Source organism: Syntrophomonas wolfei subsp. wolfei str. Goettingen G311, assembly GCF_000014725.1.
Taxonomy (GTDB): domain Bacteria; phylum Bacillota; class Syntrophomonadia; order Syntrophomonadales; family Syntrophomonadaceae; genus Syntrophomonas; species Syntrophomonas wolfei.
This window is the reverse complement of record NC_008346.1, coordinates 434560-461136: the sequence shown is the minus strand read 5'-3', so window position 1 is coordinate 461136 and position 26577 is coordinate 434560. Positions and strand designations below refer to the sequence as shown.

The 26577-nt window shown below is 47.5% G+C and carries 20 protein-coding genes; 4 read left to right on the top strand and 16 right to left on the bottom strand.

All coding sequences use genetic code 11. The annotated features are described in order from the left end of the window. Positions 1–21: 21 nt before the first annotated feature. Both SWOL_RS13450 and SWOL_RS01955 read right to left on the bottom strand, forming a co-directional pair. Positions 22–510 (bottom strand): MerR family transcriptional regulator, encoded by a 489-nt coding sequence (locus tag SWOL_RS13450; protein WP_011639831.1) that lies wholly within the window; start codon positions 508–510, stop codon positions 22–24. Between the two features lie 407 nt (positions 511–917). Continuing rightward, complete coding sequence (locus tag SWOL_RS01955; RefSeq protein WP_011639830.1) at positions 918–2756, bottom strand: acyl-CoA dehydrogenase family protein; 1839 nt, start codon at positions 2754–2756, stop codon at positions 918–920. Positions 2757–3386: 630 nt separating this feature from the next. Between SWOL_RS01955 and SWOL_RS01950 the strand changes: the two genes are divergently transcribed. Beyond that, complete coding sequence (locus SWOL_RS01950; protein WP_011639829.1) at positions 3387–4037, top strand: acetate uptake transporter; 651 nt, start codon at positions 3387–3389, stop codon at positions 4035–4037. A 114-nt stretch (positions 4038–4151) separates the two neighbouring features. Here SWOL_RS01950 and SWOL_RS13445 read toward each other — a convergent pair whose 3' ends face one another. Beyond that, the gene (locus tag SWOL_RS13445; protein WP_011639828.1) at positions 4152–5363 is read right to left on the bottom strand and encodes a stalk domain-containing protein; all 1212 of its coding nucleotides are present in this window, start codon (positions 5361–5363) and stop codon (positions 4152–4154) included. Positions 5364–5670: 307 nt separating this feature from the next. On the opposite strand from SWOL_RS13445, the gene SWOL_RS01940 reads away from it, so the two are divergent. Continuing rightward, on the top strand, positions 5671–7164 hold the full coding sequence (locus tag SWOL_RS01940; protein ID WP_011639827.1) for an ATP-binding protein: 1494 nt from the start codon (positions 5671–5673) through the stop codon (positions 7162–7164). On the opposite strand, the gene metF is transcribed toward SWOL_RS01940, so the two are convergent. The 11 genes from metF to SWOL_RS01885 all read right to left on the bottom strand — a co-directional run bounded on the left by metF (position 7161) and on the right by SWOL_RS01885 (position 21354). Continuing rightward, positions 7161–8048: a methylenetetrahydrofolate reductase [NAD(P)H] gene (metF, locus tag SWOL_RS01935; protein WP_011639826.1), complete on the bottom strand. Its 888-nt coding sequence runs from the start codon at positions 8046–8048 to the stop codon at positions 7161–7163. The two genes, SWOL_RS01940 and metF, sit on opposite strands and share 4 nt — an antisense overlap. Positions 8049–8357: 309 nt before the next feature. Next, on the bottom strand, positions 8358–9626 hold the full coding sequence (gene icd / locus SWOL_RS01930; protein WP_011639825.1) for an NADP-dependent isocitrate dehydrogenase: 1269 nt from the start codon (positions 9624–9626) through the stop codon (positions 8358–8360). 45 nt (positions 9627–9671) lie between these two features. Further along, the gene (locus SWOL_RS01925) at positions 9672–10172 is read right to left on the bottom strand and encodes a 3-isopropylmalate dehydratase small subunit (protein WP_011639824.1); all 501 of its coding nucleotides are present in this window, start codon (positions 10170–10172) and stop codon (positions 9672–9674) included. 91 nt (positions 10173–10263) lie between these two features. Beyond that, the gene (locus SWOL_RS01920) at positions 10264–11514 is read right to left on the bottom strand and encodes a 3-isopropylmalate dehydratase large subunit (RefSeq protein ID WP_011639823.1); all 1251 of its coding nucleotides are present in this window, start codon (positions 11512–11514) and stop codon (positions 10264–10266) included. Positions 11515–11565: 51 nt separating this feature from the next. Beyond that, complete coding sequence (nifV, locus tag SWOL_RS01915) at positions 11566–12738, bottom strand: homocitrate synthase (protein WP_011639822.1); 1173 nt, start codon at positions 12736–12738, stop codon at positions 11566–11568. Between the two features lie 141 nt (positions 12739–12879). After that, a complete protein-coding gene (gene gatB / locus SWOL_RS01910) occupies positions 12880–14322 on the bottom strand; it encodes an Asp-tRNA(Asn)/Glu-tRNA(Gln) amidotransferase subunit GatB (RefSeq protein WP_011639821.1) in 1443 nt (480 codons plus the stop codon). After that, complete coding sequence (gatA, locus tag SWOL_RS01905) at positions 14315–15778, bottom strand: Asp-tRNA(Asn)/Glu-tRNA(Gln) amidotransferase subunit GatA (protein ID WP_011639820.1); 1464 nt, start codon at positions 15776–15778, stop codon at positions 14315–14317. Before gatA ends, gatB begins: the two co-directional genes overlap by 8 nt. Positions 15779–15792: 14 nt before the next feature. After that, complete coding sequence (gatC, locus tag SWOL_RS01900) at positions 15793–16077, bottom strand: Asp-tRNA(Asn)/Glu-tRNA(Gln) amidotransferase subunit GatC (protein WP_011639819.1); 285 nt, start codon at positions 16075–16077, stop codon at positions 15793–15795. Between the two features lie 120 nt (positions 16078–16197). Further along, on the bottom strand, positions 16198–16872 hold the full coding sequence (locus tag SWOL_RS01895; RefSeq protein WP_011639818.1) for a DUF554 domain-containing protein: 675 nt from the start codon (positions 16870–16872) through the stop codon (positions 16198–16200). Between the two features lie 343 nt (positions 16873–17215). Beyond that, positions 17216–19201, bottom strand: coding sequence for an NAD-dependent DNA ligase LigA (ligA, locus tag SWOL_RS01890; protein WP_011639817.1), 1986 nt, complete (start codon positions 19199–19201; stop codon positions 17216–17218). A gap of 62 nt (positions 19202–19263) precedes the next feature. Further along, the gene (locus SWOL_RS01885; protein WP_011639816.1) at positions 19264–21354 is read right to left on the bottom strand and encodes an ATP-dependent helicase; all 2091 of its coding nucleotides are present in this window, start codon (positions 21352–21354) and stop codon (positions 19264–19266) included. Between the two features lie 181 nt (positions 21355–21535). Between SWOL_RS01885 and SWOL_RS01880 the strand changes: the two genes are divergently transcribed. Beyond that, positions 21536–21940, top strand: a complete 405-nt coding sequence (locus SWOL_RS01880; protein ID WP_011639815.1) for a Smr/MutS family protein — start codon at positions 21536–21538, stop codon at positions 21938–21940. A gap of 143 nt (positions 21941–22083) precedes the next feature. Here SWOL_RS01880 and SWOL_RS01875 read toward each other — a convergent pair whose 3' ends face one another. After that, positions 22084–22491: a putative ABC transporter permease gene (locus SWOL_RS01875; RefSeq protein ID WP_041427270.1), complete on the bottom strand. Its 408-nt coding sequence runs from the start codon at positions 22489–22491 to the stop codon at positions 22084–22086. Positions 22492–22736: 245 nt separating this feature from the next. On the opposite strand from SWOL_RS01875, the gene SWOL_RS13440 reads away from it, so the two are divergent. Continuing rightward, entirely contained in the window at positions 22737–24383 is a 1647-nt protein-coding gene (locus SWOL_RS13440; protein WP_011639813.1) for a methyl-accepting chemotaxis protein, read from the top strand. On the opposite strand, the gene SWOL_RS01865 is transcribed toward SWOL_RS13440, so the two are convergent. Then, positions 24373–26577, bottom strand: a complete 2205-nt coding sequence (locus SWOL_RS01865) for an anthranilate synthase component I (RefSeq protein WP_011639812.1) — start codon at positions 26575–26577, stop codon at positions 24373–24375. The genes SWOL_RS13440 and SWOL_RS01865 overlap by 11 nt on opposite strands.

Sequence of the window (26577 nt, the reverse complement as noted above, 5' to 3'; positions counted from 1 at the left end):
CTTCTTCCGCCCTCCGTCCTCCTATTTACTTAAAATCCGGGATAGCCAGGATTTGCCCCGGGCTTGCTCCGCTTTCCAAAGCTCAAGAAATTCATCTATTTTTCTTTCCCGTTCCAGATTACGTTTATCTATCTTCTGTTCCAGCTTTTCCATGCGCTGCTCCAGTTTACGGTTCTGTTCCAGCAGGGTCTGGTTTTGCTCCACGATTTTTTTTGCCATGGTAACTACTTCCATCATACCCTGACCTTTATTCTCTAGCGGACTTATCGCCTTTTCTTCTGTCTCTTCAATATTCTCCAGGGCCATCTTGATAGCGGTGGTATTAAGTCCCTTATTTTTTAGCTGCAATACCAACTTCAGGGTTTCGAGGTCAGATTCGCTATATAGCCGGTCGCCCCGCTCATTACGCTTAATTTTAAGGCCCAGACTATTTTCCAGGTAACGCAGGGTATATTGCTCAACCCCCAGTATTTCCGAAATCTCACTAATCTTATAATATATCTCCTGCACTTTGTAACCTTTCCTCCCCTTACTTCATAAATTATTATTAGCCTGAACAATAAAGCGGAAACATTGAAGTAATCGCCTTTTCAGCCTGAGAAGTATTTGTTAAGCAGCATATCAAGAGCAGTTTAAGCCAGCATAATTGTTAACTTGATAATCAACTTCATTCTTAAACGCTGTGAACTTTATTGTGAAGCTTTACTTTCCCTTCCCAATTTATATGCTCATAAACGACCATTAATAACCCGTATATGAGCAAAGCCGTCCCATTATAAGGACGGCTTCTTTTTTAGCGTAGTAAGAAAAGACCCCCGCTAAAGCGAGGGTCTTTTGGACTTTTATCTTCCTGATTGTTCTTGCTATTTTGCATGCTCCCAAAGAATATTTAGGCAGAGCGTTGCCTGCTCCCAGGCTTACATATACTCAAATGCTTCCAGAGGAACCTCAAGTGCTGAGGAATCTCCATCCGCAATGATTTCGCAAACGCTCCATACATTGGGCACCACATTATGCAGGTAGTACTTGGCGGAAGCTACTTTACCAATGTAGAAGTTGTAATCATAGTGATCCGCTCCCACTTCCTTGGCCTTCTTGTCTGCCAGAACAGCCTGATCAAGAATCTGGCGTCCGCAGTACAGCTGCGAGGTTATGGTAAGTACCCGGCGGGAATAGAGGGGAACCAGGCTGAAGTTGGTCTTGGCATAGCCAGCATAGACTTTCAGCATTTCCTGGTAAGCCTTCAAGGCCTTATCCAGTATAGCAAATTCCTTGGACAGAGCTGCGTTGCCCTTGTTAGCCTCACAGAAGTCTACCATTTCCTTCACCCAGGCTCCGAACAGGGATCCGCCCTTCATTTGCATCTTGCGGCCCACCAAGTCCATGGACTGGATGTAGTTGGTGCCTTCCCAAATGGAGTAGATCTTCATGTCGCGGGCTATTTGAGCTACGGGATATTCTTCACAGTAGCCATATCCGCCATAAGACTGGATAGCTTCACTGATAAGCCACCAACCTTCATCAGAAGGATAGGCTTTACAGAGCGGGGTGGTAATTTCAATCAGATCACTGGCAGCTTTTCTGACTTCCGGATCTGGATCACGCTCTCTCTGGTCAAAAGCCAGGTAAACCCGGTACAACATGGCCCGCATAGCTTCAATATGTGCTTTACCCATCAATAGGGTGCGCTTTATATCTTCATGATTGATTATGGCTACGCGTCCAGCCTTGGGATTGGTCAAGAGACGGCCCTGTACTCTTTCCTTGGCATTGTCCCGGGCATTGCAAAAGGCGTTGATGATACAGGATAAGGCCATATGACCGGTTTCCATACGAGCCAGGTTCATCATCTGGAACATCTGCGCCATACCCTGGCCTTTACCCTCGTGTTCCCGCGGGTCATTGCCCAGCAACCAGCCACGGCAGCCATCATTTTCACCAGCGGCCAGAGCAGCGGTAACGGAACCAGCCTGACCCATCTTGTGTTCTACACCGGTGGTCTGGAAATCATTGTCGGATAAACTGCCATCTTCGTTTACCCAGTATTTGGGCACAACAAAGAGAGAGATTCCACCCGTTCCCGGTCTTGCTCCTTCGATACGAGCCAGGTAGAGGTGAATAATATTTTCGGTAAAGTCGTTGTCTCCGGCAGTTATGAATATCTTGTTTCCTTTGATTTTGAAGATGCGCGGGTCATCGGTGGGATAAGCCTTGGAAAGGATATCGCCGACATCGGAGCCGGCGCTGGGCTCGGTCAAACACATGGTCCCCGACCAGGTTCCATCCATCATCTTGGGCAGGAACATCTGTTTTAACTTCTCATCGCCAAAGCTCTGGATCAGATCTGCCGCACCAGTGGTTAGCAGTACATAAGGCATAAAGGTGGGGTTGGCGGCTCCAATCAGTTCCCAAACTGCCATATGCAGCATTTCCGGCATTACCATGGCATCCGGGGATTTGTCTATGTTGCTGGTTCCCCAGCCTTCACTCTGCAGTTGGTGGAAAAGCGGCCCGAAGCTGGGCGGTGTGGTTACCTTTCCATTTTCAAATTTAATCGGGTTATTCTCACCATCATCATTGGTAGGTTCAATTACTTCTTTACACATCTTAAGAATCGGTCCCAGAACCGGCTTGATGTCATCTTTGGAATAATAATCGGCAAACTGCGGGTAATTGAAAACGCCTTCAGTAGGCAACCATTCGCCTATAATAAATTCAAAGTCTCTAATATTATTAATCGCAAAATTAGCAGCCATGTTTATATTCCCTCCATTTTCTAATAATTTCAAGAGGTTCTTTTTTTAGTTTCCCCCTTATAATTCTCTTCCTCTACTAACCCAGCTTCTTTTCTAGAAAATAACCCCCATTACAGTCCTTGGACAACAAGACGACTTTCCCATCACCTCCCCCTATTCTTAAAAATAAGTCCTCCATTTTAATTTACTGGACACACTGTTTATATGGCCCAAGAAAAAACCTTATAACAGCTAAATACAACACTCCAGTAATTCCTAATGGAGGAGCTGGAGAAATATTGCATAAAAAATAGGACAAACTTAGTTATCTTTTATATTCTAATCTCTTGTGCTAAATCCCTTTTTTTTAGGAATAATTTTTTATTAACTATAGCATCCAGGAAATCCCGTCTTTTTTTCCCGAGAAAACTCATCATGGTGGCAATTTCTAAAATATTTGCACTCTATTTTAGTAGTATAAAAAGGCAGAAGTAATTAAAGAAAAAGGTCACAAAGCTAACAGGATTTTAACAACTTGTGTTGAATGTTTTAAATTGTTGTCTATTTGTAGTCTAATTTCGAAGGAAAGGGGGATATAGGTAATAATTTAGGGTGAGACTAAAATTTTGCTAAAAATACGAGGAGGTAGTTATGTCAAATTCAAACGAAATGCATGTAAGCGGGCACATTCAAGAACTGGTTGCCAACCCGTCACCACTGGGGCTATTGGGACTGGCGATGGTAACCCTGGTAGCATCTTCCCAAAAGCTCGGTATTACCACTGGGACAGCCTTCATTATCCCCTGGGCAATTTTTTTAGGTGCCACTGCCCAGTTTGTGGCCGGGCTCATGGACTATAAACACAATAATACTTTTGGAGCAACCGCCTTCTGTGGATATGGCTTCTTCTGGTTTGGCGTAGCTATGACCTGGATGATGGCCAACGGAACCATAGGCATGAGCGCAGGAATTACTCCGGATATTCACCAACTGGGATTTGCTTTCCTGGGTTATTTCATTTTTACCGTGTACATGACAGTTGGAGCTGCAGGTGCCAACAAGGTTCTGTTTATAATATTCTTCCTGATTGACCTGCTTTTCCTGGGGTTATTTATGAACACCCTGGGATTAGGCGGGGAAGCTTGGCATGAGTTGGCTGCCTATTCTGAAATGGGTATTGCTATAATGTCTTTTTACGGCTCTGCTGCAACAGTGCTAAATTCTCATTACGGCTTTACCGTACTGCCGGTGGGGGCACCCTTTGGCTCCCTGGCCAGAAAAGCCGCCCAGCTTAAAAAATAAACGGTATCCTACTACATCTTACTTTAAATAGCTCAAAAAGGCAGGTGAAGAACCTGCCTTTTTTATTTACTCGTATATCATGGGGATGATTCTGGTAATATATATTTTGCCTCGTTATATGGTGGCAGGGGGAAGCGCCTTCCAGTAGTAATTAGCCAGGATGCTGTGTCCATAGGTATCCTCCGCAGCAAAGGCTTCGTCAAAGCAGCTATACTTATTGCGGTCAAAACCTGGTGTGGCCCACTTGCCTCCCAGGTCTATCCAGCGAGGAGCACAGCCTCTCTTCACCAAGATAAATCGGGGATCCAATAGTTCTTTCCCAGCCGGCAGGGGCGCGGTGGTTGCGTAGGCATAAAGGTGTTGAATATGTGCCTCCACTCCGCTGGCCGGGCTGTCAAAAAAGGCCCCGTGCTTACCTTCAATAAAACGCACTTTTTGGGGATTGGCTCCTCGCAAATCCTCTGTAGCTGTAGCTGCCTTACCGGTAACGCTTAAGCCGCAATAATTATTCTGCTCCGGCAAGGCCAGTCCCCCGAATTTCCACCAGCCGGTTTCTTTGGCTGCCTGGCAGAAGGCAATATCCCCTCTTACCCCATATTCCCTTCCCATCTGCAGGTAGAGTTCAACCAGATCTGGTGCCAGCGGGTTGTTCTCCTGCAAGAGGGCTTTCAATTGCTCCGCTGTAGCAGTGGAATTACCCATTATGCTTATTTCATAATCGTTATTAACTGCTGCCGGCTGGGGAGAATCAATGACTATTACCTGGTGGTTGGTATCATCCCTGTCAACTTTCATATCCATTCCTTCAAAAGTGGACCTCAAGGGCACCATGGTGCTGAAGTCTACCGGCAGGGCCTGGGCAGTCATGACTATTACCTGGTAATTGGCGGGGTCCCAGTCCACCTTCATACCCATTCCTTCAAAAGTGGACCTCAAGGGCACCATGGTCCGGTCATTTTCTATAAGAGGTAATACATCATCCGGTTTAATCTCCCGGCCATCAAAATAAATCTTGACAAACTGGCCTTTGCCATCCGCCGGCAACGAGGAGAGATTCGCCGGTGATGAACTGCTGATTAATACCCGGTAGTTTTCCGCATCCCAGTCCACATTGAGCCCCAGTCCTTCGCTAATTACGCGCAGCGGGACCATGACCCGGTCATTCTTGATAAAGGGAGCAGCCTCTCCCGGATCCACCTGCCGGCCATCCACGAAAATCTTTACCGGCTGAGTATCCGCAGCCAACGCAGGGAGAATAAGACCTGAACCTGCCAGACCAAATAGCATTGCCAGCAGCAAAGTAAACAAAAACGACTTGCTTTTCATATAATCGCACCTCCAGAATAATTCCCCGAATCTATTTTAATAATTCCATTTCTATCGGCAAAATCCTGCCGCAAGACTGAAAAAGCAAGCAGGATTTACATAAAACATCAACTTTTTGCAGAAAATATTTATTTCCTTCTTGATAAATTGACATGTTTTTCAGCTAACTTGTAGTATCGTATTTATACTATCCCCTTTTTAATGAGGAAAGTAGGGAGTTGGGTCAGGGCTCTACCCCCGACCTGGAGGCTGTGGTCAGATGGACGAAACGGGAGTTAGCGCGTTTTATTGGAGGAGGTGGAAAACTATGTCAGGGAGGATATGGTGGGCTGAATCATCAATTGTCCAAGGAAATGGTAATCCTGCCGATATGGCCAAGAGTCAGTTTTTGGCGAACATGAGCCACGAAATACGTACTCCCATTATCGGCATACTGGGCTCGCTCGACCTGCTCGATCAAAGTGATTTAAGTCAACAACAGGCCACTAACATTTCCATTATCCGCGAATGTGGGGAACAGCTGTTACAGATAGTTGATAATATCCTGGATGTATCAAAAATCGAATCAGATCCGGTCACTCCTAATTTGGAGCCATGTAATTTGGGAGAGTTAATTATTGCTACTGTAAACAGGGTTGATACATTGCTCAAAAGAAAAGGTCTTGACTTTAAATTGAATATTGATAGCCGGATACCTGCAAAGATTATGCTTGATAAGACCAAACTGCAGCAGGTTTTACTCAATCTCCTCTATAACTCTATTAAGTTTACCCCGCAAGGAAGAGTTGAGTTAAAAGCAAAGATTCAACCAGGTGATTCATACCGCTTGCTTTTTACCATTAGCGACACCGGAATAGGTATCCCTTCGAGTTTTGTGGAGAGGGTATTCGAGCCCTTCACTCAGGCTGACAATTCCAACTCCCGCCAGTATGGGGGAGCAGGTCTGGGCCTTTATATTTGCAAAAAATTGCTGGAATTGATGGAGGGGGAAATAAGTTTAAGCAGTATGCCCGGTGTTGGTACAACGGTTAGTTTCAGTATCCCTCTAATAGAAATGGATAAGGTTGAAATAGAGGTTCCGTATGAATTAAATAGAGAGCAATTTGAAAACAAAGAAGAAGCTCTGCTGGATTTTACCCCTATTCGGGTACTGCTGGTTGAGGACAACCCCCTCAACCAAAAAATCGTGGGCCAGATGCTATACAATTACGGCTTTGAAGTAATTATGGCTTCCAATGGACTGGAAGCCTTAAGAATTCTTCAAGATAAGCCGGTTAACATAGTTTTAATGGATATGCAAATGCCGGTTATGGATGGCTATGAGGCCACCCAGTTTATCCGCCAGCATAGTAAATGGAGGGATATTCCTATAATAGCTATAACCGCTCATTCTCTGCCGGGAGATCGGGAAAAATGCCTGGCCTGCGGCTGTACCTCCTATATTGCCAAACCCTTCAAAGCCCATGAGTTGGTACAACTGATGAAAGAATATATTAAACAGGATATCAAGGAATTCGTATCTCCTCAGCGCTTGATAGTCGAACTCCTGCCAGAATTCCTCATAATACTGGATGAAATGATCGACGATTTGGAGGCAGCGATTAAAAGTCGTAATATAGATAAGATTCAGGCCATAAGCCATGATATCAAGGGTACGGCTGGTATGTATGGATTTATGAAGTTCTCCAAACTGGCAACAGCCATTGAACAGGCCTCCCGAATAAAAGATCTGACAAAAGTAAAGCAGATATTCTCTGAGCTTTACCAGGAGCTTGAAAAAGTTAAGATACAGGTATCCTAGTATTTTCCCGGAGAGGCCAAGCCTATATTATATACGATTTCGCTTATCTGCCGGGGTTTGTTCATACTGTATAGATGTACACCGGCCACCGCATTTTCCAGGAGTTCTTTAATCTGCTGGCTGGCATAGTCAATACCTGCTTTTTCCATATCCACCGGCTCTTTTTCATATTTGTCCACTAGTTTCAAGAGTCCGGCCGGCATGGAAGCTCCGCAGAGATAGATCATTCTTTTAATCTGCCCGGCGTTCAATACTGGCATAATCCCAGGAATGACCGGGCAGTTTATACCCATAGCCTGACAGCGCTCCCAAAAATCAAAAAAGATCCGGTTGTCGAAAAATAGCTGGGTGATTAAGAAATCCACCCCGTTGTCCACCTTATTCTTCAGGTGGAAAATATCATCCTTTAAACGGGGACATTCAGGATGTCCTTCCGGATGAGCGGCAGCAGCAATTCCAAAACTATCACCATAGGCGGCCCTTATATCACGGATAAGTTCAAAGGCATAATGGTATTCCTGCCGGCGGAAATCGAATTCCGGCTCATCTTCCGGGATATCTCCGCGCAGGGCCATAATGTTACAAATTCCTTCCCTATTAAGCCGGGCAAGTATATTTTTGATGTCCTCCTGGCGATGGCCTATGCAGGTCAAATGCGCCTGGGCTTCAATACCATATTCCTTTTTTACCCGGGCAGCGATTTCCACCGTTCGTTCCCGGTTGCTGCCTCCAGCTCCATAGGTAACGCTTATATAAGCCGGGTTCAGTCTTTTTAATTCCTGCACAGTGTCAAAAACACTTTCCAGAGGATAGGCCATCCGGGGCGGAAATATCTCCAGAGACAAAAGCGGAGCCTTCTGCCGGTATAATTCAATAATTCTCATATCAAACCGTCCTCAATTTTCGTATTAAGCATCGGAAGAAACAGTGTCACGGGGACGGGGTTGTTGACATACTTGACCCTTTGGTTGCTATTAAGATTACTGTGGCCGGCACTCAACCAGTAATCCGCTAAGTGATTCTACTGCAAAAAGTTATTAGATATTCATTGGCTTGTATAAATATACCGCTCAGCTCCCTTAATTGCGACCGTAGGGAGCATCAGTTGTGCCCGACAGGGCGCTTCGCATGGGCAACACCTGCGGCTTGTCTCGCAGCTCAAGGGGTACCATTCCGCCTTCCGTCCTCCGTATTTACATATTCGCTATCAGCGCATCGGCGAATCCGGAACACTTGACTTCCTGAGCATCCTCCATAAGACGGGCAAAATCATAAGTTACCACTTTGCTGGCAATAGTCTTGCCAATGGCCATAATAATCAGGTCGGCGGCTTCATTCCATCCCAGATGCCGCAGCATAAGTTCACCCGACAGTATCACTGAGGAGGGATTGACCTTGTCCAGGCCGGCATATTTAGGGGCGGTGCCATGAGTCGCCTCAAAGATGGCATGACCGGTAACATAATTAATATTGGCCCCCGGCGCAATACCGATTCCTCCCACCTGGGCCGCCAGCGCATCTGATATATAATCACCGTTGAGATTAAGGGTGGCCACAACATCAAATTCATTCGGGCGGGTCAGGATTTGTTGCAGGAAAATGTCGGCTATGGCATCTTTTATAATTAATTTGCCAGCTTCCTCCGCCTCTTTCTGAGCCTGGTCGGCAGCAGCCGTCCCTTTTTCTTCTTTTATCCGGTCATACTGGTCCCAGGTAAATACTTTATCACCAAACTCGCTTTCAGCCAGGTCATAACCCCATTGTTTAAAGGCTCCTTCCGTATATTTCATGATATTTCCCTTGTGCACCAGGGTAACATTGCGCCGCCCTTCATTTAAGGCGTAATTGATGGCAGCCCGAACCAGGCGCTTGCTTCCTTCTTCTGAAACTGGTTTTATGCCGATACCGGAGCTGCCGGGGAAACGAATATTTTTGACCCCCAATTCCTCCTGCAGAAACTTCAAGAGTTTATCGCTTTCCTCAGAACCGCGGGGGTACTCAATTCCGGCATAAATATCCTCGGTATTCTCCCGGAATATGACCATATCGGTATCCTCGGGGCGTTTGACTGGTGAAGGTACTCCTTCGAAATAGCGTACAGGCCGAAGGCAGGTATATAAATCCAGTTCCTGTCGTAGAGCCACATTAAGGGAACGAATGCCTCCTCCTATCGGGGTGGTCAAAGGTCCTTTGATGGCAATAATATACTCCCTTATGGTATCGATAGTCTCCTGGGGCAGCCATTCTCCGGTTTGCTGGAAGGCCTTCTCCCCGGCCAGCACCTCTTTCCATACAATACTTTTCTGTCCCTTATAGGCCTTGTCCACCGCTGCCTCCAAAACCCGAGAAGCGGCCGCCCATATGTCAGGACCGGTTCCATCACCTTCAATAAAAGGAATAATAGGGTGATCCGGTACCTTTAATACTCCGTTTTCAACTCTGATTTTTTCTCCTACTGGCATCTGCGAATCTCCTCCTAAGTTATGGTGGCCCCCGACCATGGGGGGTTAGTCAAAATTAAAGGTTCCGTATTTTTTGAAATGCTCTACCAGGCCCCCGTCAGACAGGATTTTCAGCATTACATCCGGCAAAGGAGTAATAGCAATCTCTATGCCTTTGCTGCGATTATATAAGACGCCTTTTTGCAGGTCGACTTCGAGCTCATCCCCTTCATCAATCTGCTCGGTATCGCATTCAATCAGGGGTAATCCGGTGTTGATACAGTTGCGGTAAAAAATGCGGGCGAAGGATTTGGCTACTACCGCACTGATATTAGCGTTGATAATTGCCAAAGGTGCCTGTTCCCGCGAGGAGCCGCAGCCGAAATTGCTCCCGGCTACTATGAAATCTCCAGCTTTAACTTTGTTATAGAATTCGGGATCCAGGTCTTCCATCACATATTTGGCCAGTTCCTTCATGTCCAGGGTTTTAAACTTGTGGCGGCCTGATATAATATAGTCGGTGTTGACATCATCTCCGAATTTGTGTACCTGTCCTTTTAAATCCATGCTTCTCCATCTCCTTCTAATCTCCTTGTTGCCTATCTATACCCACCTTTACGACTGTGCTATAGTCCCTAAGGAACTATAGCACAGGCTGCTAGCGCAGATATTCTCGTGGGTCACTGATTTCTCCCTTAATAACCGATGCGGCAACTGTAGCCGGTGAGCCCAGGTATATAAAAGCGCGATTATTTCCCATCCGGCCTTTGAAATTGCGGTTGGCAGTGGATATTACATTTTCCCCGTCAGAGGGAACACCGTTATGGGTGCCTACGCAGGGTCCACAACCAGGGGTTACCACTGCCGCCCCGGATTCAAGGAATATTTCTATTAGCCCCTCCCGTATAGCCTGAAGCATTACCTGCCGGGAAGAAGGGGCTACTATCAAGCGGCTCTTGACTTTTCTTCCCTTTAGTATGGACGCGGCAATACGCAGATCTTCCATGCGCCCGTTGGTGCAGGTGCCGATTACTCCCTGTTGTATGGGAGTACCTGCCACTTCACCGATCGGGGCAACATTATCCACCGTGTGGGGCCTGGCCACCTGCGGTTCCAGTCGGGAAACATCGTATTCTTTCACCCGGGCATAGACCGCATCAGCATCCGCTTTAACGGGGGTGAAACTTTTTGTACTATGCTCTTTGACCCAATCCAGGGTTTTCTGGTCGGCATCCATAAGACCGGCTTTGGCTCCCATCTCGATAGCCATATTGCTGATAGTAAAGCGGGCCTCCACCGACAAGCCGGCAATAGCTTCTCCGACATATTCCGCCGCCATATAAGTGGCGCCATCAGCCGTAACATCTCCAATCAGGTGGAGAATCAGGTCCTTGGAATAGACGCCAGCCGGAAGCTGGCCGTTTAAAACAAATTTAAAGGTTTCGGGAACCTTGAACCAGAGCTTGCCGGAAATCAGGCCGGCAGCCAGGTCAGTGGAGCCTACCCCGGTAGAAAATACATTGATGGCTCCGTAGGTACAGGTGTGGGAGTCGGCCCCAATTACCAGGTCGCCGGGGACTACATGTCCCTGTTCAGGCAAGAGCTGGTGGCATACTCCGTCTCCTATATCGTAAAAACATATCCCCTGTTCACCAGCAAAACTCCGCATCTGCCGGTGCAGTTCGGAGACACCTTCCAGGGGACTGGGTGCGCTGTGGTCGATAACCATGGCAATGCGGGCCGGGTCAAATACCCTCCTGGCCTGCATTTCTTGAAAGGCCTGTATGGCCAGAGGCGAGGTTCCATCCTGCCCCATGATGAAATCGAGTTCGGCTACTACGATGTCATTGGCTTTAACATCCCGGCCGCTCTTGGTGGATAAAATCTTTTCCGCAATTGTTTTCCCCAAAGCAATCAAAACCTCCTAAAATTTTTGATATACAATTGAGATATCATTGTGCTATCTGGCTTTCCCGTACAGTTCTTCATATATATACATCAACTCTTTGTCAAAAAGGGAGCGTTTCAATTCAATGGACATTTCCCGAACCCGGGCCAGAATTTGGGCTGCCTCTGTATCGTTGAGCTCAATATTGTATTCACGGGTAAATTTTGAGCGGACGGCAGCTGTACCTGAATGCTTGCCAATTACAATCTGTCTTTCCAGCCCGACTTCTTCAGGGCTGAATACTTCATAAGTAAGCGGGTTTTTCAATACCCCGTCACCGTGAATACCAGATTCATGGGCGAAGATGCCGGAACCTACTATGGGTTTGCTGACGGATAAAGCCCGGCCTGAAGCCTGGGCCACATATTCGGCTACTTCCCGGAATAGGGTGGTGTTATAGGTAAGATTCACATTCATCAGGTATTTGAGCCCCATGATAGTTTCCTGCAAACAAGCATTACCCGCTCTCTCTCCCAGCCCATTGATAGTAACGCCGACATAATTGGCACCGGCATAAACCCCGGCCAGGGCGTTGGCGGTAGCCATCCCAAAATCATTATGCGTATGCATCTCTATGTTGATACCTACGGCGTCAATCAAGGTTTTGATATAGCGAAAAGCGGACAGGGGGGTCAAGGTCCCTACGGTGTCACAAAAACGCAGGCGGTCAGCACCTGATCGTTTGGCCAGCAAGGCAAACTCGGTCAGGAAATCAATATCGGAACGAGATGCATCCTCAGCATTTACGGATATATAAAGCCCTTTATCCTTGGCAAATTTGACGGCGTCGGCCATCCGGTTCAATACATCCTGGCGCGTGGTTTGCAGCTTGTGCTCGATATGAATATCCGAGGTAGATATGGATATAGCCACAGCATCCACCCCGCAGTCCAGGGACTCTTTGATATCGGCGATTACGGCCCGGTTCCAGGCCATTATGCTGGATTTTAAACCCAGAGCAACTATCTCTTTGATGCAGTCTTTTTCAAACCCGCCCATAACCGGTATGCCGGCTTCTATCTGGTCTACTCCAATCATATCCAGGTACCGGGCAATCTGGATTTTTTCATTGTTAGTAAAGACCACACCAGCTGTCTGTTCTCCATCCCGCAGGGTGGTATCCACAATATTAACCCGGGCGCCTTCCTCCAGGAACCAATCTTTATTCATGCTTGAACGCGTCATCTATTCTCCTCCCCTGAATTTCACTTTTAAAAATATAATGTAACTGTAAAAAATATTGTTTTGCCTGTATATTTATGCAACCCTTATGCCATAAAAAGAGTTTTTGCCATAGAATCGCACTTATTTATGTTAAGAAATTCTTCATTTTAACTTTTCTTTCAATAATTTATTAACAACCGCGGGGTTGGCCTGCCCTCGGGTAGCCTTCATAACTTGACCGACAAAAAAACCAAAAGCTTTTTCCTTGCCATTGCGGTAATCCTCCACTACTTTCGGATTGCCGTTGACAATACTCTCAATAATAGCGGAAAGGGCCTTCTCATCCGATATCTGTACCATACCCTTTTCCCTTACCACTTCCGGAGCCCTCTTGCCGCTATTAAACATTTCTGCAAATACAGTTTTGGCCATCTTGCCGCTTATAGTCCCATCATCAATAAGCTGGAGCATTTCCACCAGGTTCTCCGGTTTAATTAAGCAATCGGATATTTCCAGGTTGCTCTGGTTCAAATACTTGTTCAACTCGCTCATCATCCAGTTGGCTACCACTTTGGCATCGGGATAGATTTTTATTACCCGGTCGAAGAATTCCAGGTAATCAGGAGTGGTCGTAAGTATAGTCGCATCATAATGGGGGAGGCCATAAGTCTCCACCAGTCTTTCCTGAGCCACATCCGGCAGCTCCGGCATTTGTCGCCGTACTTCTTCTATCCTTTCCCGGCTGATTCTAAGCGGGGGCAAATCGGGGTCCGGAAAATACCTGTAGTCATCGGCTTCCTCTTTGCTGCGCATAGAGCGGGTAACCTGTTTCTCCTCATCCCAGGTTCGGGTTTCCTGCAGCAACTCCTCACCATCTTCAATGGCTTCCACATGCCTCCTGGCTTCATATTCAATAGCCCGTTCCAGCGAGCGGAAGGAATTCAGGTTCTTGATTTCGGTTCTGGTGCCGAGTTCCTCCTGTCCTGCTGGTCGTACCGATATATTGGCATCACAGCGCAGGGAACCTTCCTGCATCTTGCAATCGGATACCCCGGCAAATAATAAAATCGATCGCAGTTTTTCCAGGTAAGCCCGGGCTTCACGGGCACTGCGCATATCCGGTTCCGATACTATCTCCAGCAGGCCTATACCACAACGGTTGAGATCCACCAGAGAAAAGGGAGTGGTAGTTATATCACCCTGGTGCACCAGTTTCCCCGCATCCTCTTCCATATGGGCTCGGTTTATTCTTATTCTCTTGATTTCTCCATCCAGGTCAATTTCCAGATAACCGTTTATACAAACGGGCTGGTCATACTGGGAAATCTGATAAGCTGCCGGAAGATCGGGATAAAAATAGTTCTTCCGGTCGAACTTGCAATATTCCGGTATTTCACAATTTAGAGCTATCCCCGTCCTAATAGCCAACTCCAACACCTTTTCATTCAGCACCGGCAAAGCACCAGGAAAACCTGCACAAAACGGGCAAACCTGGCTATTGGGTTCCGCCCCGAAAGCCGTGGAACAGGAACAAAAAATCTTGGACTCAGTTTTCAATTCCGCGTGTACTTCCAGTCCAATTACCGTCTCAAATTCCTTACTCATTAATTCCACCCCCCGGAACCGGTGTAAGCCGGTGATAATCAGTATTTTGCTCAAAGGCATAGGCGGCTTTTAACAGGGTGGCCTCATCAAAGGCCCGGCCAATAAGCTGCATACCCACCGGTAAACCATCATCCAAAGCACAGGGAATCGAAATGCCGGGTAGCCCGGCCATGTTTACCGGAACGGTAAGAGCATCATTCATATAAAGGGTCAGGGTATCATCAATCTGCTCTCCCAGTTTGAAAGCTGTAGTCGGAGTAGTTGGTGATACTATGAGGTCAAAATCCCGGAAAACCTTGGCGAAATCCGAGGCTATCAATCTTCTTACTTTCATGGCTTTAAGGTAATAGGCATCATAATAACCTGAGCTCAAAGCATAGGTTCCCAGCATTATCCTTCTTTTTACTTCCGGCCCGAAACCCTGAGCCCGGGATAGAGAAAACATATCTATCACATTATCGGCTTCATCATCGCGTAAGCCGTATCTGACTCCATCAAAACGGGCCAGGTTGGTACTGGCCTCAGCCGGAGCCACAATATAATAGGCCGGCAGAGCATATTCGCTATGCGGGAGCGATACTTCTTCCACTATGGCTCCCAGTTCTTCAAACTTCCGCAGGGCTTTCATCACCGCTGTCCGGATACTTTCCGTCACCCAATGCTGGAAGTACTCCCGGGGGTAGGCTATTCTCATCCCCTTTACTTCCCCATCCAAAAATGCGCAGTAATTGGGAACTTCGGTGTCGGCACTGGTAGCATCAAGTGGATCCTTGCCGGCAATAATTTTAAGTATTAAAGCGCAATCGCGTACATCACGAGATAATATACCCACCTGGTCCAGGGAAGAGGCAAAGGCCGCTACCCCCCAGCGGGAAACCCGTCCATAGGTCGGTTTTAGTCCAACTATGCCGCAATAGGACGCCGGTTGGCGAATGGAGCCTCCGGTATCGCTAGCCAGGGCAAAAGGTATTTCCCCTGCAGCTACGGCGGCGGCACAACCACCGGAAGAGCCTCCCGGGACCCTTTCCCAGTCCCAGGGATTACGACTGGGGAAAAAGGCCGATTGCTCAGTAGAAGAGCCCATGGCGAACTCATCTAAATTCAATTTACCCAAGAGTATCCCGCCCTTTTCATTGAGGAGCTTGCTGGCGGTTGATTCATAGCTGGGTACGAAATTCTCCAACATCCTGGAAGCACAGGTGGTTTTAATGCCTCGAGTACAGAAAAGGTCTTTTAATCCATAGGGAATGCCTTTAATTCCACCATATTCATCCTGCTGGTCAATCCTGCGCGCGCCTTCCAAGGCCGTTTCTTCACATAAAGTAATAAAAGCCTGCGCTTTTTCCTCCACGAGAGCAATCCGGGAAAAAAGGGACTTTACAATATCCTCGGAAGAGATTTCCCCGGCGAGCAGTTTATCCTGCAATTCATGAACCGTAAGCTTGTATAAATCCACTGGCGAAAACCTCCCTATATTATCCTGGGGACTTTGTACTGGCCATCTTCTACCAGGGGAGCATTAGATAGAATTTCTTCCTGGGAGGAACCGGGAAGGGCCTCATCCTGGCGCAGGACATTAAAGACAGGCAATATATGAATTAATGGCTCTACCTCCCCGGTGTCGAGCTCGTTCAGTCTTTCCACATAATCCAATATCAAAGTTAATTGCTCCGCAAAGGCGGTTTTCTCATCTTCGCTTAAGGCCAGACGAGCCAGCATAGCCACATGATTTACTTCTTCAGGTGAAAGCGCCATCAAGTTACCCCCTTGTCGCTTAAAACATTTATGTTCAATATTATATCAAATGCCCCAGTCTAAGCCTAATAATTTTACTGGTAAAAGGGCATGTATACAAGGATACTCCTTTACTCCTCATTAAAATAAGAACATCAGCAACGGAACCAGCAAAAGACCGGGGAGCAGGTTCGCCAAACGGATACGGGCCAGGCCCAGGGTGTTGAGCCCTATCCCGGCTATGATAATTCCCCCCAGACCGGTCAGGTTATTGATGACGGGATCAGTGAGAAAAGGCTTTAAAAACCCTGCTCCCAGGCTGATGGCTCCCTGGTAAAGCAAGAGGGGAAGAGCGGAAAAAAGTACCCCTATACCCATACTGGCCGCAAATATCATAGCCATTATCCCGTCCAGCATGGATTTTACCAGCAGTATATCATAATTATGGGTCAGGCCATCCTGCAAAGCTCCCAGTATGGCCATGGCACCGACACAAAAGACCAGGGTGGCGGAAACGAAGCCCTTTACAAAGAGATTTTCTTCCTGCCCCAGCAGCCTTTTCAGCCTTTTCCCAGTATTCTCCAGCTTGCCCTCCCAATTCCTCCATTCCCCGAAAACCGTCCCCAGAGCCAGGCTGAGACCAACAACTACCAGGCTCTCGGTCTTGAGCCCATACTGAATCCCGATTATGAGGATTAGAAGGCCCATGGCATCCTGCAGGGAGCGGGCAATGTTTTCCGGTATTCCCCGGCGCAGCAGCAGGCCAACTGCTCCCGCCGCTACAATGACCCCGGCATTTATTAAGGTACCGGTCACCGCTTCTTCACCTGCATTCCTCCCATCACAACATTAAACTGACTCTACTGCAATAAGTTACAAATATTCATTGGTTTGTATAAATATACCGCTCGCAGTCTTCGCATGGGCAACACCTGCGGCTTGTCTCGCGGCTCAAGGGGTACGCGCTAACCTCCCGTCCATGGTCGTATAGCGCTCTCGCGACGTCCTGTCGCTCGCCCCCTTTCGCCTGCTCGCCTTCGCCGGGTGTTGCATCCATGCTTCGCCAACGCTCGCTTTGTATATTTATGCAACCCTTATGCAACAAAAGAGGTTTTTGTAGTGGAACCCCTCACTCCTCACTTTTCTTTTCCCGGTGCGCCTAAGATAATCCCAAGAGGTTTAAAAAACCTGCTTCGTCCAGTATGGTCAATTCCAGTTGCAGTGCTTTGTCCAGCTTGCTGCCCGGATCATCGCCAGCCACGACATAGGAGGTTTTCTTACTGACACTACTGCTCACTTTTCCTCCCCGGCTTTCAATCATCTCGCTGGCCTGCTGGCGGGTCAGGCTGGGCAGGGTGCCGGTAAGCACAAAGGTCTTCCCCTGCAGCAGTTGCTCTCCGGCCTCGATGGCCTCCTCCCGGGTATTAACCCCCAGGTCTTTCAGATCTTCTATGGTCTCCCGGTTCCGGGGCTCAGCAAAGAAATTAACCATAGACTCGGCCATCTTGGGTCCGATTTCCGGAATGCTGGTTAGATTCTCTACCCCTAACTTATAAAAATCATCTATATCATGAATATGGCGGCTCAGAATTTTAGCGCTCCTGGCTCCTATATGCCTTATTCCCAGGGCGGTAAGCAGGCGGGAGAGGGGACGGGATTTGCTCTCATTAATGGCTTTGATTAAATTGGCGGCGGATTTTGGCCCCATTCTTTCCAAAGCAGTGATCTCCTCTTCCCGTAAGCGATACAAGTCGTCAATTCGTTTTACCATATCTTTGTTTACCAACTGTTCGATTACAGCTGAACCTAATCCATCTATATCCATGGCCCCGCGGGAGGCAAAAAAGATAAGGCTTTCCTTGAGCCGGGCCGGGCAATTGATGTTTTCGCAACGATAAGCCACTTCTCCGGCAAAACGCGCCACCTTGCTATCACAAGCGGGACAGTTTTCCGGAGGCGTTATCACCCGCTCCTCCCCGCTTCTTTTTTCGGGGAGGGAAGCGATGATTTCGGGAATTATATCTCCCGCCTTATGCAGTAAAACCATATCGCCGATGCGCAGATCCTTTTCCTTGATCAGATCAAAGTTGTGCATACTGGCCCGGCTAACTGTAGTTCCAGCCAAAAATACCGGTTCCAGCAAAGCAGTGGGAGCTATGATTCCGGTTCGCCCCACATTTATTTCTACGCCCAGGAGCCGGGTTTCCTTTTCTTCGGCGGGGAATTTGTAGGCCATCGCCCAACGGGGACTCCTAGCGGTTGCCCCCAACTCCTCCCGTTCTGCCAGGGTATTGAGCTTGACCACCACCCCGTCAATCTCATAGGGAAGCTCATGTCGCTTTTCAGCATATTCCTCAGTAAAAGCCAGAACAGCATTTATATCCGCGCAGAAGCGTACCTCCGGATTGACCGGCAAGCCCAGTTCCTGCATAAAATGCCAGGCCTCTTGCTGTTCCGCTAGAGTTTGTCCTTCCATATAAATAATGTCATAAACGAAAGCAGACAGAGCCCGTCCGGCAGTTACCCGGGGATCGAGCTGCCGCAATGAACCAGCAGCGGCATTGCGGGGATTGGCAAAAACCCTTTCCCCTTTTTCTTCTTTTTCCTCATTGAGTCGAATAAATTCCTGTTTGGGCATAAACACTTCGCCGCGCACTTCCAGCCGGGGCAGGGAATGGCGCAAGCGAAGCGGGATAGTCTTTATTGTCCTGATGTTGGCTGTTACATCCTCTCCCACCAGACCATCCCCTCTGGTAGCAGCATTCAGCAAAACCCCGTTTTCATAAACCAATGCGATAGAAACCCCATCTATTTTAAGTTCTGCCATATATGACAGCGTCCGGGCGACCCGACCTATCCGGCGGTCAAACTCCAATAAATCCTGATAGGAAAAGGCATTGTCCAGGCTTAAGAGGGGAAAGCGGTGCCTTACCGGGGAGAACTTTTCCGAAGCCTTGCCCGCTACCCGCTGCGTAGGTGAATCGGCGGTTATATACTGCGGGTATTCCTCCTCCAGCTTTTTCAGTTCCTGCATCAGGCGATCATAGCCGGAGTCACTTATTAGCGGGGCATCTAAAATGTAATAGTGGTAATCATGCTTTTGCATCTCTTCCCTGAGCTCCTTTATCCGGGAACTGACCTCCATTCCTTTACCCCCTTCCTTTTTGAACAATAGTTAAACGGTAGTTGTTCTTCCGCCTTCCGTCCTTAATCTATTTTCTCCAGCGGAGCAATATCCAATCGCAACATCCTGGTTCCCGCCTGAACAAATTCAACCACCGCAATCTGCTCCTCTTCATTCAGTTCGCTTATTATTCCCATACCGAATTTGGCATGTAAGACCCGATCACCGGCTTGAAATACTGGTTTGGCAACCTTTTTCTGCTGGGGAGAGAGCAAGAGCTCTTCCGGAATTTCGTAGAGAAAACGCGAAGGGGGGTTGCTGCGTTCATAGCCGTAGAGCAGGCGGCTCAGCGCATGGCTGAGATAAAGCCTTTCCTGGGCCCGGGTTATACCCACATAGCATAGTCTTCTTTCTTCCTCCATCTCTTCGGCCGTCTGGCTGCGATAAGACGGGAAAACCCCTTCTTCCAGGCCGGTAATAAAGACTACCGGGAACTCCAATCCTTTAGCCCCGTGAAGGGTCATGAGCAGGACATGGTCGGAATTATCAAGCTCATCGCTTTCCTGCACCAGGGCCGTCTGAGACAGAAATTCCTCCAGTCCCTGACCCCCTTCTCTTTCAAATTCCACTACCAGGGAGCGCAACTCCTGCAAATTCTCAATCCGCGCCTCGGCATCAGTCGCTTTGCTTTTCTTAAGCTCCTCGATATATCCCGTAACTTCAATTACCTGCTCCAGAAGCTCCATCAACGAAGCCCCTGATGTGACCAAATCCGTGAGATACTTCAGCATGCCATAAAAATCCTCCATGGCCGTTAGCATCTTCCGTCCTATTCCGGGAATGGATTCCGCCTCAGCCAATACATCCAACAAAGAAATCCCCCGTTCCTCTGAATAAGCCTTAATCCTACCCAAGGTTTTTTCTCCTATCCCGCGGCGGGGAACATTTATAACCCGTTCGAAACTCAAGAGGTCATTATTATTGGAAACCAGGCGCAAATAGGCTAGAATATCTTTTATCTCCTTGCGTTCATAGAACTTGCGCGCCCCCACAATATGGTAAGGTATATTACGATAGAGCAAAGCCTCTTCTAGAGCTCGAGATTGCGCATGAGTACGGTAAAAAACGGCAAAATCCTGGAAATGCCTATTTTCGCTTCGAAGCAGCTGGTTTATTTCATCCGCTATAAAACGGGCCTCCTGAAAACTATCACCGGCACAGAAGTGTACCAGCTTCTCTCCCTGCCCTTTTTGGGTATATAGCTGTTTTTCCTCCCGCTCCTCGTTGTTGCAAATCACCGCATTGGCCGCGCTTAATATATTGCCGCTGGAGCGGTAGTTCATTTCCAGCTTGATCAGCCGGCTATCCGGGTAATCGCCGAGAAAACGCTTGATATTATAGGGCTCGGCCCCCCTCCAGCTATATATGGACTGGTCGGGGTCTCCTACCACGAAAATATTGTGGTGCCGCGAAGCCAGCAAGCGAGCCCAGAAATACTGGGAGTAATTGGTGTCCTGGTACTCATCAACCATAATATATTGAAACCATCCCTGGTATTTTTCCAATACGTCCGGATTCTGTTGGAAAAGGCGGATACAGAGTACAATAAGGTCTTCAAAATCCAACACATTCAAGTTCTTAAGCCGGGAATTATAAAGGCTGAAGACCCTACAATTCCTTTCCTTTATGAAATCGGGAACAGCAAAGCTGTAAAAATACTTCTCCGGTTTTTCCAGGCTGTTTTTTGCCTGTTTGAAGATATAGAGCAGTTCTTCCGCTTTGGTTTCATAGTCGTTTTCTTCTCTAAGTAGGGTTTTGATAAGTGATTTAGCTTCCGTATCATCAATAATGCTGAAGTATTTGTCAAAACCCAATTCCTGAATATCCATTCTCAATATGCGATTGCAGGTGGAGTGAAAAGTTTGAATCCACTGGCTGTTAAAATCGGGAAGCATCGAAATCACCCGGGAACGCATCTCCTGAGCGGCTTTATTGGTAAAAGTAATGGCCATAATCCGGTGAGGAGGAATTCCCTGCTTTACCAGGTGGACAATACGGCGGGTGAGAACCCTGGTCTTGCCACTACCGGCACCAGCTAAAACCATACAGGGTCCATCCACATGAGCTACGGCTTCTTTTTGTTGTTCATTAAGATCAGCGAAAATATTTTGCATAGAATATAAACCACCTTTTAAACATCGGAAGAAACTGCTTAAGCAGTTTCAACACATTCTTTTACATCCCCAGTCCTAACCATATTTAAAATAATAACACAAAACTACTCTATCTTTTGAAAGAGAAGCTATACTAGATTAAAAGTTATTATTTTTAGCCGTCAAGGGAGGGATTAAGCCAATGAAAGTTCAGAGCCTTAATCTTCATGGTCTGAGCCTGGAAGAAGCCCAGCAAAAAACCAGGCAAAACTTGAGTTGGTGTATGCAAAACGGGGTGGATGTGCTGGATTTAAATCATGGTAAAGGATATCATAGCAGTCGCAACTTTTCCGTACTCAAACAAGAACTGAGGAGAATGCTTAAATCCGAACCCTCCTTGAAGGAATTCGGTTACAAGGTGGTGTACGGTGAATCCAACCTGCCGGTAGCCCTGACTTATGATGAAGGCCACACCCTGATAGTTGCCCGCGGGAAAGAAAATGAATATATAGGCAGCAGGAAAGAGCAGGAGAAGAAGCAGCGGATTTTTTCACCGGAAGGGCAGCAGGAAAGAAAACTACGGAAAAAAAGAAGTAAATATAAATGATGATTCCGCTGCAAAAAGTTATATTTATGCATTAACTTGCATAAATATTCCGCTCAGCTTCCTTAAACAGCGACCACAGGGAACATCAGGAGTGTCCGTAAGGTACAGGGTGAGGGATATATCGACCGACGACCTTTTCATCCCTATGATATACCTATTCTATCCAGATAATCATGTATCTGTTCAAAAGCCAGTCCGGCAATGAACCAAAAAGGAGTATAATCCAAGCGTACAAAGCCATCCAGGCTGAAAAGCGAAGCACCGCTATAGTCCCAGGGACAAAACCCCAAAAATATCTTCAAGAGCCAGCCACAGAGGTATTCAATCCCAATGATGAGGGAGGCCCAAATAAAGCCCCGTACCGGCCAGGGGGCAGAACGAATGCGATCATGAAAAGGCTCCAGGAAAACGGCCAGTCCATATATGGGAAACATCCACAGGTAGGTATGGGCACCCAAGCGCCATGAAGCGTTCAAGAGAGAGCCCATTCCCGTAAATAATATTTCCGTAGTCCATCCCAGGATCCCATAAAGCAAGAATCTCTTTAACATGTTTATAGTATGTGAAATTGAAAATAACTTTAAGCATCAGAGGAAACTGCGGAGCTGTTTCAACACAGCACTGTTTTTTCCCGTGGCTTTCTTATCCTTCTGCTTTTTGCCTCTCTATCCATAATTTTCACTTTCTGTTTTTATGTTGCATAAATTGAATAATGGGTTATGGCAAGAGGGGGAAGTGCCTACTGCAAGGATTCCAATTGTCAGTTTCAACCCGAAGAGTAAGGAGGTGCTTAAAGGTGCTTAATCGACTTAATATAGCCGTACAAGTAATAGCCGTCTTCATTATTATCTCTATTTTTAGTATTGTTGTCGGGATTGTAGGAGTAAAGGCCAATGATAAAGCCTTAAAACACCTGATAAAAATTGAGGATGTTAATTTCCCCAGCGCAGAAGAACTAGCAAAGATTGCTCTGTCCCAATCGATGGTCCTTACAGCTGAACGAGGCTTAATCAATAATGATATGTTAGAGTCTAAACTGCATCAATCCCAGTATGACCGCATTGAATTGGAAAAACAAATAGCCCAGGAAGCAATTAAGAACTATCTAACCCTACCCCAGGCAAGTGAAGAAAAACAAATGTGGGAGCAGTTTCTTCCCCTTTGGGAAACATGGCTTAGCCATAGCCAGCAAGTGGTGCAAATAGCCCGGGAAAAAGATGCCTTATTAAGCGAACTGGGAAATCTCGATGCCCCACAAATAAAAGAAATCAATACTACATTGCTTAATGCATCCCTGCAATCCAGGGAGAGTTTTCTAAAAGCTCAAGATAGTTTAAATACTTTAATAGATATTAATACCCAGGCTGCCCATAATGAAGGAGTAATTGCCAAGCAGGAAGTAACCCTGAGTTTTCGACTAATGCTTGGCGGGATGTTCCTTAGCATTTTACTGGCTCTTATTTTAGGATACTACCTACTCAGAACCTTGCGGCAGCGTTTGGTCAACCCGGTTAAGGATATGGGTGAGATAGCCCATCAGGCTGCTTCAGGTGATCTTTCCGTAGATATAGCAATTGGTTCTAACGATGAAATCGGCCAATTGGCAAAAGCTTTAAAGAACATGATTTTGCAGATAAGAGGAATTATTAGCGAGGTAAGCGAAAAATCCAATTATCTTAGCAGTTCAGCCGGACAGTTAAACGCTAATTACCAACAAAGCACAGTTCAGGCCAACCAGACTGCTACTACTATGGGAGAAATCGCTTCTGCAGTCTCCCAGGTAGCAACCAGCGTTCAAGAAATATCCCAGGTCTCCGTTAAAACCAGTGATTTTGCCAATAACGGAAAGGAAGGGGTAGCAATTATCGGCAGTCAGATGCAGGCTATAACAGACTCCACTACACATGCTTCCGATGTTATCCATAGCTTGAGCCAAAAAGCAAAGGAAATTACCCAGATTGTTGAGCTTATAAGCAGCATCTCTGACCAAACCAATCTATTGGCTTTAAATGCGGCCATCGAAGCCGCCCGGGCTGGAGAACAGGGGAGAGGTTTTGCCGTGGTGGCGGAAGAAGTACGAAAGCTAGCTGAGCAGTCGGCCCAGGCCGCCAAAAGAATAAAGGATCTCATTATCTCTATACAGCTCGAATCGCAAAAAGCCGAAGAAGCAATGGCCTTTGGCTCGCAGGAAGTTGAAGCGGGTAACCGGGTGGTAAATGAACTTAAGGAATCCTTTAATGCTATAATCGAAGCCGTTCATATCCTAAGCGACCAGATTCAAGAAGCAGCCTCAGCAACTGAGGAAACTTCGGCAGGCGTGCAGGAAGTGGCGGCCACAGTCGAAGAACAAACGGCATCCATGGGAGATGTTGCGTCAGCAGCGGAATCCCTGGCTATGCTAGCTAAAGAACTCAGTGAATTGGTAAAAAGATTCAAATTGTAATTTTGCTATTACCGGCTACTGCATACGGTGCAGTAGCCAGGTAATCCAGCACATTCCTCAGCACCTGCAACCCATTCCCATTGTCGGCAGTAAGTATTGATTCCGGGTGGAATTGGATTGCCGCCATCGGCATTTCTCGATGCTCAACCGCCATTGCCACCCCATCTTCACTGATTGCGCTTACTTGCAAACAATCCGGCAAGACGGCCGCATAAAGAGAGTGGTAACGCCCCACCTGGAACTGCCGGGGCAAAAATTTCCAAAGGGGCGAAGGTTGCGAAACCGTCAGCAAAGAAGCCTGGCCATGGCAGGGATAAGGCAATTCCTCCACCCGTCCCCCAAAGTATTCCACTATACCCTGCAGCCCGAGGCAAACCCCAAAAACCGGAATAGATCGTTTAATCGCCAGATCAATCGTCTCTTTCAACTGGAAATCATCCGGGCGGCCGGGGCCGGGGGATAAAAACAGCAGGTCGAAATCCTGTCCCTGGCGCAGGCGTTTCCGTGCCAGGGGAGCCCGGGCAACCCAAACCTCAGCTCCCAGTTGTTTTAAATAATTGCTTAGAGTGTGAACAAAAGAGTCTTCATGATCCACCAGTAATACCCGGGGTGCTGGTTTTTCCAGCTGTAAACCCGGCACAATTAAAGGCCGCCGGTCAGCAGAAGCTCCCTGAATGGCCTTGAGCATGGCCGCCGCCTTGACCAGGGTTTCTGCCTCTTCCTCCTCCGGTATCGAATCCATCAAGAGGGTAGCCCCCACTCGAATTTCCGCCAGCTTATTCTTAATCCTTATGCTACGCAAAGTCAGCCCCGTGTTTAGATCACCATTAAAGGAAAGGTAGCCCACCGCTCCCCCGTACCAGCCACGCGGCGACTCTTCATTTTCCTCCAGCCACTTTATCGCGGCCCGCTTGGGGGCTCCGGTTACGGTAACCGCCCACATATGGGTAAGGAAAGCATCCAGGGCATCAAAATCCGGGCGCAGTATCCCTTCAACATGATCAACGGTATGGATTAAATGCGAGTAAAGCTCTATCTGGCGCCGCCCGATGACTTTGACCGAACCTGGCTCACAGATCCTGGACTTATCGTTACGATCCACATCCGTGCACATGGTAAGCTCGGCTTCATCCTTGCCGGAATTAAGGAGTTTTCTGATCTGCAACGCATCTTCAATGGCATCTTTTCCCCTTTTTATGGTACCGGAAATGGGACAGGTTTCCACCCGCCTTCCCTCCACCCGCACATACATTTCCGGGGAAGCACCCACCAGCTGTTCATCGCCCAAATTTATGATAAAACCATAGGGGCTGGGGTTAATTCTTTTCAAGTTTTTAAATGCTTCCGAAGGGGCGATTGGGCAAGGCTCCAACAGGGAATAGGAGGGCACCACTTCAAACAAATCCCCCCGCTGGAAAGATTGTTTGGCCTTTTCCACCAGAGCCGTGTAATGACCCGGCAGCGGCTGCTCCTGCTGCCTGTTCGATACTTCGGGGCAAATATTCTCCTGGCTGTATTGCGGAATATTCATTAATTCCCCACTGCTTCTAAAGCTGTAGTTTAGCTGGTAAGCCCGGGCCATACGATGATCTACCACCGTCAGCTCATCAGGCAGGTAAAGCAGCAAATCGCACTGCCCCTCGGGGCGGGGGCGCTTTAATTCCATGGGTTCGAACTGGTAAACCAGATCATAGCCGAAAGCTCCGTAAAGTCCAAGGAAACAATCATCCGGATAGAAAAGGTATCTTCGTATTACCCTTATAAGCGAGAAAATACTGGCCTGCCGGCTACGCTCCTCTTCCCAGCAAACCTCAGGGCTTTTTTTTACACTGCCTTCTATTTTATTCTGCTTTAGAAGCAACGCAGTAAATTCTTCCCGGCCGCGAAGCTCTGCATACAAGCCAAAGAGCAACTTCAAACCACTGCTTTTCAAAGCCTCAAGGCAAAAATCCCTACCCTGAGCGCGCAGTTCCAAACAAGGATTGAGAAATCCGATGTCCCACTGGCTATACCTGCCGGGATAATCATAACTGCTGGAAAAAAGGGCTCCCTTTTGCCGGTCAATTTGCTTGATTATGGGCTCAGTAGCCCCTTTAAGTTCAATGCTGCGTACCCGGCGTTCTATATCAACTCCCCCCTCACTTGAGTAGCGCAGGGAGCGAAAACCCGCCAGATGCTGGGAGATATTATTCAT